General features: G+C 60.6%; 2 protein-coding genes and 3 pseudogenes. All 5 read right to left on the reverse strand.

The window, feature by feature from the left end:
• Positions 1–338: pseudogene (locus tag X726_RS0137135) on the reverse strand (cytochrome c oxidase accessory protein CcoG); the annotation flags it as partial.
• A gap of 128 nt (positions 339–466) precedes the next feature.
• A pseudogene (gene ccoP, locus X726_RS01000000167855) lies at positions 467–1310 on the reverse strand (cytochrome-c oxidase, cbb3-type subunit III).
• Between the two features lie 2 nt (positions 1311–1312).
• Positions 1313–1462 (reverse strand): CcoQ/FixQ family Cbb3-type cytochrome c oxidase assembly chaperone, encoded by a 150-nt coding sequence (locus tag X726_RS0137145; RefSeq protein ID WP_023690689.1) that lies wholly within the window; start codon positions 1460–1462, stop codon positions 1313–1315.
• Positions 1463–1473: 11 nt separating this feature from the next.
• Positions 1474–2167: pseudogene (gene ccoO / locus X726_RS01000000167860) on the reverse strand (cytochrome-c oxidase, cbb3-type subunit II).
• A gap of 11 nt (positions 2168–2178) precedes the next feature.
• The coding region (locus tag X726_RS0137155) for a cbb3-type cytochrome c oxidase subunit I (RefSeq protein ID WP_031215662.1) at positions 2179–2497 on the reverse strand (319 nt) is incomplete at its 5' end.

Raw genomic sequence — 2497 nt, forward strand, 5'->3', positions numbered from 1 at the left:
GACGTGATCAGGAAAAGACCGACGCCGGCCATGACCAGAAGGCCGGCGACATAGTAGAATTCCTGGGGCCATATCTCGATGAAGAAGAAATAGAAGCGCCGGTTGGCGACATCGAGCAGCACCGCCTGGTCGGGGGCAAACGGACCGCGGTCCCAGCGCAGCCACGGCGTGAGATAGTAGATGCCGAGCGTGATCGCCATCACGATCCATTTGAATCGGCGAAAGCTGCCAGAGGCCCGCTTCGGGAAGATCTTCCTGCGCGCGGCATACATTGGCTGGCGCACCTTGGCGGAGTTGAAAGTGGGTTCGATCCGTTCTATTTGCGTGTTATCGAGCACGAGAAGCTCCAGTCACCAGCGACGATTTCGCCGGAAGCCGACTCATCGGTTCTGGATGATGCCGAGGCCCGGCTTGCGCCGGGCCTCGTCGCTTGGCGGGAGGGGGAGGACGAGAATAGGCTGCTTTCCTATTCTCCGCCGCCAAGCGAATGGATGTAGACCGCCAGTTCCTTGACCTTGATCTCGCCGAGGCGCGCGCCCCAAGCCGGCATCACGCCGTGTTTCGGTGCGGTTACCTGGGCGGCGATGGCCGCTTCGCCTGACCCGTAGAGCCAGATGGCGTCGGTCAGATCTGGAGCGCCGAGTTCCTTGTTGCCTTTTGCATTGTCGCCATGACAGGCCACGCAGTTTTCGGCAAAGACCTTTGCGCCCGGCGCGACCAATGCTTGATTGACGACGGCCCCCGACAGACTGGCGACGTAGGCGCTGACCTGTTTGATCTGGTCGGCGGTGATGATGTCGGCAAAGGCGGGCATTTCCGACAGGCGCGTATCCGGATCGGAGGCGAAGCGAATGCCATGGGTGATCGTCTGCTGAATCTGGTCCGCCTTGCCGCCCCACAGCCAGTCGTCGTCGTTAAGGTTGGGGAAGCCCTTGGAGCCCTGGGCGCCGGAACCATGGCACTGCACGCAATTGAGCTTGAACGCGGCANTCGCGCAGCGTGTCGTCCGCCGCGATCTCCGAAACACTTTTCGCTTCTATCGCGGCGACATATTTGCCCTTGGCCGCTTCAGCCGCGGACAACTCGTTCCCGACATCGTTGCGGCTGGAGTAGCCGAGCACCCCCTTGGTTGCCGTGTGCAGCAGAGGCCATGCCGGATAGGCGATGGTGTAGCCGATCGCCCAGACTATGGTGATGTAGAACGTCCAGATCCACCAGCGCGGAAGCGGGTTGTTGAGCTCCCGGATGCCGTCCCACTCATGACCGGTGGTTGAGATGCCGGAAACCTCGTCGATGTGATCGCTGCTCATGATCAGTCCTCCTTCAGAGGAATTTGAGCTGCTTCGCCGGCTTGCCTGCGGCTTCCGGGACGAACTGCAAAGGCAACAGATCCGATGAAGAAAAGAGCCATGGCAAGTAGGCCCCAGCTGTCGGCAAACTCCCGCATGAAATTGTACGTCATGGCCATTGTCCTCAGCGGTAGCCGGCGGTCTCATCGTAGTTCTTGAAATCGACCAGCGTGCCCAGCATCTGGAGATAAGAAACCAGCGCGTCCATTTCGGTGACTTGCTGCGGGTTGCGGTCGAAGTCGCCGATCTTGGCCTTGGGGTAGCGGGCCTCGAGGCCGGATGTGTCGGCGTTGGGATCAGCCTGCGCCATCAAATCGGCATTGNTGATCGATTCCGGCACCACGGACCGTGGATCTGTCAGGTGATCCACGTGCCACAGGTTGGAATAGCGGTCGCCAACGCGGGCGAGATCCGGTCCGGTGCGCTTCGATCCCCACTGGAAGGGGTGGTCGTATATCGACTCGGCCGCCAGGCTGTAGTGGCCGTAGCGCTCGACCTCGTCACGGAACGGCCTGATCATCTGGCTGTGGCAGAGGTAGCAGCCCTCGCGGACATAGATGTTTCGACCAGCAAGTTCGAGCGGCGAGTAAGGCCGCATGCCTTCCACCTTCTCGATCGTATTATCGAGATAGAAGAGCGGNACCAGCAAGTTCGAGCGGCGAGTAAGGCCGCATGCCTTCCACCTTCTCGATCGTATTATCGAGATAGAAGAGCGGCGCGATCTCGACGATGCCGCCGATTGTCACGACCAGCAGCGACCCGAGGAGGAGAAGTGTAGCGTTCTTCTCGATGACCGCGTGTCTGTTCATCAACCTCATTTTCTGTCTCATCATCGCGCAAGCTGGAGGGCGGGGGTGGAGCGCGGCATCGGATCCTGCTCGCGCCGGTAGCCGAGGATGGTCATGGCGATGTTCCAGGCCATGATCAGGGTGCCGGAGAGGTACATGGCTCCACCGATGGCGCGCATGATGTAATAAGGGTGCATAGCGGCCACGGTTTCGGCGAAGGAGTAGACCAGGAAGCCCTGTTCGTCGTATTCGCGCCACATCAGGCCCTGCATGATGCCGGACACCCACATCACCGCGGCGTAGACNACGATGCCGAGCGTCGCCAGCCAGAAATGCCAGGTGACGAGCCTGAGCGAATAG

The organism is Mesorhizobium sp. LSJC285A00 (assembly GCF_000503155.1).
GTDB lineage: Bacteria > Pseudomonadota > Alphaproteobacteria > Rhizobiales > Rhizobiaceae > Mesorhizobium.

Excerpts from the sequence above, each read along its gene's own strand:
- X726_RS0137145 (WP_023690689.1), bottom strand. The coding sequence starts at position 1,462 with ATGACGTACAATTTCATGCGGGAGTTTGCCGACAGCTGGGGCCTACTT.